The sequence below is a fragment of the Nonomuraea diastatica genome, from assembly GCF_004349015.1.
GTDB lineage: Bacteria > Actinomycetota > Actinomycetes > Streptosporangiales > Streptosporangiaceae > Nonomuraea > Nonomuraea diastatica.
Map to the genome: position 1 here is coordinate 39,529 of NZ_SMKP01000074.1, position 6,293 is coordinate 45,821.

5 protein-coding genes and 3 tRNA genes are annotated in these 6,293 nt (G+C 70.9%); 3 read left to right on the forward strand and 5 right to left on the reverse strand.

The window, feature by feature from the left end:
* Window positions 1–13 precede the first annotated feature (13 nt).
* Both E1294_RS25160 and E1294_RS25165 read left to right on the forward strand, forming a co-directional pair.
* Window positions 14–1,627: a thiamine pyrophosphate-binding protein gene (locus E1294_RS25160; protein ID WP_132512120.1), complete on the forward strand. Its 1,614-nt coding sequence runs from the start codon at window positions 14–16 to the stop codon at window positions 1,625–1,627.
* A 77-nt stretch (window positions 1,628–1,704) separates the two neighbouring features.
* The gene (locus tag E1294_RS25165) at window positions 1,705–3,045 is read left to right on the forward strand and encodes an APC family permease (protein WP_132512122.1); all 1,341 of its coding nucleotides are present in this window, start codon (window positions 1,705–1,707) and stop codon (window positions 3,043–3,045) included.
* A gap of 77 nt (window positions 3,046–3,122) precedes the next feature.
* Here the strand turns inward: E1294_RS25165 and E1294_RS25170 are convergent.
* From E1294_RS25170 to E1294_RS25185, 4 genes are all read right to left on the reverse strand, one after another.
* A tRNA-Val gene (locus tag E1294_RS25170) sits at window positions 3,123–3,197 on the reverse strand.
* Between the two features lies 1 nt (window position 3,198).
* Window positions 3,199–3,272, reverse strand: a tRNA-Cys gene (locus E1294_RS25175).
* Window positions 3,273–3,286: 14 nt separating this feature from the next.
* Window positions 3,287–3,358: transfer RNA gene (locus tag E1294_RS25180), tRNA-Gly, on the reverse strand.
* A gap of 15 nt (window positions 3,359–3,373) precedes the next feature.
* Window positions 3,374–4,048, reverse strand: a complete 675-nt coding sequence (locus tag E1294_RS25185) for an ACT domain-containing protein (RefSeq protein WP_165977464.1) — start codon at window positions 4,046–4,048, stop codon at window positions 3,374–3,376.
* Between the two features lie 147 nt (window positions 4,049–4,195).
* Here E1294_RS25185 and dusB point away from each other — a divergent pair, with 147 nt between their 5' ends.
* Complete coding sequence (dusB, locus tag E1294_RS25190) at window positions 4,196–5,305, forward strand: tRNA dihydrouridine synthase DusB (protein ID WP_132512127.1); 1,110 nt, start codon at window positions 4,196–4,198, stop codon at window positions 5,303–5,305.
* 5 nt (window positions 5,306–5,310) lie between these two features.
* Here the strand turns inward: dusB and E1294_RS25195 are convergent, their stop codons facing one another.
* Complete coding sequence (locus E1294_RS25195) at window positions 5,311–6,090, reverse strand: phytanoyl-CoA dioxygenase family protein (protein ID WP_132512129.1); 780 nt, start codon at window positions 6,088–6,090, stop codon at window positions 5,311–5,313.
* Window positions 6,091–6,293 lie beyond the last annotated feature (203 nt).

Genomic DNA, 6,293 nt, shown 5'->3' on the forward strand with positions numbered 1-6,293 from the left:
AAGGCGAGACATCATGACGAACGGGGCCGCACAGGTCGCGGCGGCGCTGAACGTCCTCGGCGTCCGGCACGTCTTCGCCATCGCCAGCATCCACAATCTGCCCATCCTGCACGCGCTGCGTGATCGGGGCGGCATCGAGATCGTCGGCATGCGGCACGAGCAGGCCGCCGTCCACGCCGCCGACGGATACGCCAGGGCCACGGGGCGGCTCGGCGTCGCCCTGGTGAGCACCGGCCCCGGCACCGCGAACGCCATGGGGGGCCTGTACGAGGCGTCGTTCGCCTCCTCGCGGGTGCTGCTGATCACGGGCCAGGTCGAGAGCGCCCATCTGGGACGCGGCCGCGGCTACATCCACGAGGCCGAGGGCCAGACGGACATGCTGCGCTCGGTGTGCCGTACCGTCTCGCTGATCCGCCGCCCCGCCGACATCGGCGCTGAGGTCGTCCGGCTGGCGCGCGACGTGCTCACGGGGCGGCCCAGACCGGCGGCCCTGGAGATCCCCATCGACCTGCAGCGCATGCCCGCCGACGCGCCGCCGCCGGTTGTCACGTCGCCGCCCCGCGACGCCGTGGACGACAAGGCCGCCGAGGAGGCCGCGCGGCGGCTCGCCACCGCGCGGCGCCCCCTCATCTGGGCCGGCGGCGGCGTCGTCGGCTCCGGCGCGTCCGTGGCCGAGCTCGCCGAGGCGGCCGGGACGCCCGTGGTCACCTCGCGGGAGGGACGTGGCGCGCTGCCCGAGGACCACCCGCTGTGCCTGGGCGCCTTCCCCACCGTGGAGCCGCTGCGGTCGTACGTCGAGTCGGCCGATCTCGTCCTGGCCGTAGGCACACGTTTCCAGATGCACCCGACGGACGCATGGCGGCTGCGGCTGCCGGACAACCTCATCCACCTCGACGTCGACCCCTCGGTGATCGGGCGTAACTACCCGGCCAGGCTGGCACTCGTCGGCGACGCCCGGCGCGGCCTGGCGCAGATGGCGGAACGGCTGCGCGACCACGCGGCGGCGATCCCCGACCGGTCGGGCTACCTGGCCGAGGGACGGGCGGCGTGGGCGGCGGCCAGGAAGCGGATCAGCGCCGAGATGGGGCCCGACCACGAGGCCATCTGCGCCTCGATCCGCCGTCACCTGCCCCGCCACGGCGTCGTGGTGCGTGACGCGACCGTCCCCGCGTACGTGTGGGGCGACCGCGTCCTGCCGATCCTGGCGCCGCGCACCTCGATCCGCCCCGCCGCGGCCGGGATAGGCCCGGGACTGCCCCTCGCCATCGGCGCCGCCACCGGCTCGGGCGCGCCGACGGTGCTGGTGCAGGGGGACGGCGGCTTCATGCTGAGCGCCGGCGAACTGGCCGCCGCCGCCCAGGCCGGAGCGCACGTGATCGTGTGCCTGTTCAACGACCGGGGGTACGGCGTGCTCCGTGAGATCATCCGCGGTGCGGGGGAGGGCACGGCCGCGGACGTGGACCTGGTCACGCCGGACTTCGCGGCGCTCGGGGCGTCGTTCGGGATCGCGACGCGCCGGATCACGGACGCGGCCGGATTCGACACGGAGTTCGCCGCCGCGGTGACCCGTCCAGGGCCCACGCTCCTGGACGTCGACCTGACCGCCCTGGCTCCCATCCGCAGGTGAGGGGGCGGCGTCAAGGCTCGGTCGCGCGGGCTGGCCGAGCCCGGTGTCAGGAACCGTGATCGGGGAATGACATTCGCATGACAGGCGCCGCACCTGAGGCCGGCCACGTTCCCCTCAAGCGGGCTATCGGCCCCAAGCTTCTCATCCTGTTCATCATCGGCGACATCCTGGGCACCGGCGTCTACGCGCTGACCGGCACCGTGGCCGGCCAGGTCGGCGGCGCCCTCTGGATGCCCTTCCTGTTCGGTTTCGTCATCGCGATGCTCACCGCGATGTCCTACGTCGAGCTGGTCACGAAATACCCCAGGGCGGCGGGCGCCGCGCTCTACACCCAGAAGGCCTTCAAGAAGCCCTTCTTCACGTTCATGGTCGCGTTCACGGTGATGTGCTCCGGCCTCACCTCGGCCAGCGCGGCGGCCCGCGCGATCGGCGGCGACTACCTGGAGGCGTTCTTCACGTTGCCGAGCGTGGTGGTCGGCATCGTCTTCATCGTCGCCGTCGCGGCGCTGAACTACCGGGGCGTCTCCGAGTCGGTGAAGACCAACATCGTGTTCACGCTGATCGAGCTCTCCGGCCTGCTGGTGATCATCCTGATCGGCGTCTACGCCGTGTCCACGGGGGCAGGCGAGCCCTCCCGGCTGGTCGAGATCGACGCCGAGCAGGCGGGCGGCCTGATGTACGCCCTGCTCGGCAGCACCGCACTGGCCTTCTTCGCGTTCGTCGGGTTCGAGGACTCGGTGAACATGGCCGAGGAGACGCAGGACCCCTCACGGAACTTCCCTCGGGCGATCTTCCTCGGGGTGGCGATCACCAGTGTCGTCTACATCCTCGTGGCCATCACCTCGTCGCTGCTCGTCGCGCCAGGGGTCCTGGAGGAGTCGTCCGGTCCGCTGCTCGAAGTGGTGAAGGCCGGCGGGCTCAACTTCCCGCCGCAACTCTTCGCCGCGATCGCCATCTTCGCCGTCGCCAACTCGGCTCTGATCAACATGATGATGGCGTCCCGGCTCGTGTACGGCCTGGCCAACGAACGAGTGGTGCCCCGCCGCCTCGGCTGGGTCGACCCGCGCCGCCGCACTCCGGTGATCGGCATCATCTTCACCACCGCGCTGGCCATCGCGCTCATCTCGACGGGGGAGATCGCGGGGCTCGGCGACACGACCGCGTTCCTGCTGCTGTGCGTCTTCACGATCGTCAACGTGGCCGTGCTGGTGCTGCGCAAGGACCGGGTGGAGCACGCGCACTACCGCACGCCCACGGCCTTTCCGGTGATCGGCGCCGTGCTGGCCTTCATCCTGGCGAGCCCGCTGACCGGCCGGCCCGCCGAGGTGTACGTCCGGGCCGGCCTGCTCCTGGCCGTCGGGCTGGCCCTGTGGTTGATCAACTGGCTGGTGGTGCGCCGCCAGCGCAGCGCCTCCTAGGAGCCAGCGGCGGGGACGACCAAGGCGGGCAAAGCGAAAACCCCGGTTTCGACGAGAACCGGGGTTTTCGCACGGGCTGGTGGACGATACTGGGATTGAACCAGTGACCTCTTCCGTGTCAGGGAAGCGCTCTCCCGCTGAGCTAATCGTCCGTGGAGGTGGCGACGGGATTTGAACCCGTGTGGACGGCTTTGCAGGCCGCTGCCTCGCCTCTCGGCCACGCCACCGAGCCCAAACTCCGAGCGGAAGACGGGATTCGAACCCGCGACCCTCACCTTGGCAAGGTGATGCTCTACCACTGAGCCACTTCCGCGTTGCTCCGTCAACTCTAGCGGGTTTTCCGACCGGATGCTTCCGGTCCTTCGTCGCGGAGCAGCCGGACCATGCTGCGTTCGGTCGCGGGCAGGCTGAGGAAGATCTCCAGGATCCTCGTCAGGCGATGCACCTCGATGCGGTGGAAGGAGGGCCCGTCGGAGCGGGCCAGCACCAGAGACAGCGCCAGAGGCGGCAGCGGGGCGTGGATGACGTGCAGGTCGTCGTCGAGGGTCAGGGCGATGGGGCGGACCGGGACGTCGGCCGGGACGGTGGGCGGCTGCTGCGGGGCGCGCCAGCTCGCGTAGACCACCCGCTGCTCGGCCGTCGTCGTGGCGGCCCAGTCGGCGCTGAACAACACGGGGAGCGAGTCGACGAGCGTGGTCAGCGCCCGGTCGCCGGCCGTGGTGATGTATTTGAGGATCTCCAGCTCGGGGTAGGTGCCGGGGGCCTCCCTGGTGGTCCAGACGCCCTCGACCGTCACGCCTTCGACGCCTTCCAGGCTCTTGACCAGCGCCTGCCTGGGCGCGCCCGCCGGGTTGAAGATCGTGATGTCGTCGACGGCCCGGCCGGCGCCCCGGTCGAGCACGGTCACCTGGGTGATGTCGGCCCCCGCCGCCCCCAGGACCCTTGTCACCTGGGCCAGAGAACCCGGCCGGTCGGGCAGCACCAGGCGCACTCGAAGAAGCATCCGTGTCCCCTCGCATGAAGATGCCGGTTCACAGTTTATCGGTGAAGGATGCGACGGTCCGTCCTTTCGGCGCGACGGCGCGCTGCGCAGGAGCCACATCCACGGGCGAATACCGCTCGCGGCCCGACCTGCGCTACAACTGAGCGGGTGAAGATTGGGCCGATCGAGGTGTGGCCGCCGGTGGTGCTCGCGCCCATGGCGGGCATCACCAACGCGCCGTTCCGGGTGTTGTGCCGGGAGCAGGGCGCGGGGTTGTTCGTGTCAGAGATGATCACGACGCGGGCGCTGGTCGAGCGCAACCCCAAGACGCTCAGGATGATCCGGTTCGCGGAGTCCGAGCGGCCCAGGAGCATCCAGCTGTACGGCGTCGACCCCGCCACCGTGGGCCGGGCGGTCCGGATGATCGCCGAGGAGGACCTCGCCGACCACATCGATCTCAACTTCGGCTGCCCGGTGCCCAAGGTGACCAGGCGCGGGGGCGGGTCGGCCCTGCCGTACAAACGCCATCTGCTGCGGCGGATCCTGCGCGAGGCGGTCGCGAACGCCGGGCCGCTGCCCGTGACGATGAAGATGCGCAAGGGCATCGACGACGATCACCTGACCTATCTCGACGCGGGGCGGATCGCGGCCGAGGAGGGGGTCGCGGCGATCGCCCTGCACGCCCGCACGGCCCGCCAGCACTACGGGGGCGTGGCCGACTGGTCGGCCATCGCGCGGCTCAAGGAGGCCGTGCCGGAGATCCCCGTGCTGGGCAACGGCGACATCTGGTCGGCCGGTGACGCGCTGCGGATGGTGGCGCGCACGGGCTGCGACGGCGTGGTCGTCGGGCGCGGGTGCCTCGGCCGGCCGTGGTTGTTCAACGATCTGGAGAACGCGTTCAACGGCAGCCCGGAGCGGGCCAGGCCGGCGCTCGGCGAGGTGGCCGAGACGATGGCCAGGCACGCCGAAGGGCTGGCCGGGTGCTTCGACATCGAGCGTTACGCGGTGGCCGACTTCCGCAAGCATGTCGGGTGGTATCTGAAGGGGTTCACGGTCGGGAGCGAGCTGCGGCGTGAGCTGGCCACGGCCGGGTCGCTCGACGGGCTGCGCGAAGGGCTGGCCAAGCTGGATCACGACCAGCCGTGGCCGCCCAACACCGACACCCCGCGCGGGAAGTCGGGTGAGCGGTCCAAGGTGTTGCTGCCCGAGGGGTGGCTGGACGATCCGTGGGACTGCGTGGTGCCGGAGGAGGCCGAGTCGGACGTCTCCGGCGGCTGACGTGCTCAGTGCGGGCCGGTGATCTCGGTGCCGCAGGGGCCGCCGCCCACGGCCCGCTCCAGCCGTACGCGCTCGCCCGACATCGTGAGCGTCGGGTAATACTCCGCGATGCGCTCGGCCGAGCGGCCTGCGTAGTGGCAGATGAAGCTGCGCCTGAACCGGTCGCTCGTGGTGTTCGGCTCCGAGCCGTGCACCAGGCTGCCGTTGAAGAACAGCACGTCGCCGGGGTCCATGTCGACCGGGACCCGGTCGAGGCCGGGCGGCGGCGGCACGTACTCCCGGGTGAACGACGTGCCCTGGTCGGCCTCCTCCGGGCAGAACAGGTCCATCAGGTGCGTCCCCGGCACCACCTCCAGGCCGCCGTTGGCCCGGTCCACCCGGTCCAGCGCCACCCAGGCGGCCACGCAGGTGCCCGGTTCGACGCGGAGATAGAAGTTGTCCTGGTGCAGGGCCTGGCCCCTGGCGCCCGGCGGCTTGAAGTAGAACATGCTCTGGGCTGCTATCGGCTCCTCGCCGAGGAGGTCGCGGAGTATCGCGGCGATGCGCGCGTCGAGCAGGAAACGCAGGGCCACGTCGTTCACCTGGTGCGGGTGCATGATGCGCGGATAGTCGCGCAGGATGTCGTACGCCCGGCCGGGCTCCTGCGGCTGCGGAGCGAAGTGCCCGGGGATGGGCCCCCTGGCGTGCAGCGCCATGAACTCCTCGCGCAGCTCGGCCACCTCCTCCTGCGAGAGGAGGGCGGGCGCCAGCACGAATCCCCGGTCGTGGAAGTCGTTGAGCCTCATGGGTCTCACGCTAAGGAGCACGTTCGTGCGACGGTATGCCTGTGACCGCTGAGGACCTGTCTGTTCCTGCTGCCGAGCTGTTGATCCTGGGCCACTACGACAAGGCGCCCGGCTACGCGACGCGCCGCCCGGCCGGATCGCCCAGCTGGCTGCTGTTGTGGACCGAGGCGGGGGAGGGGGACGTCGAGCAGGGCGGCACGTCG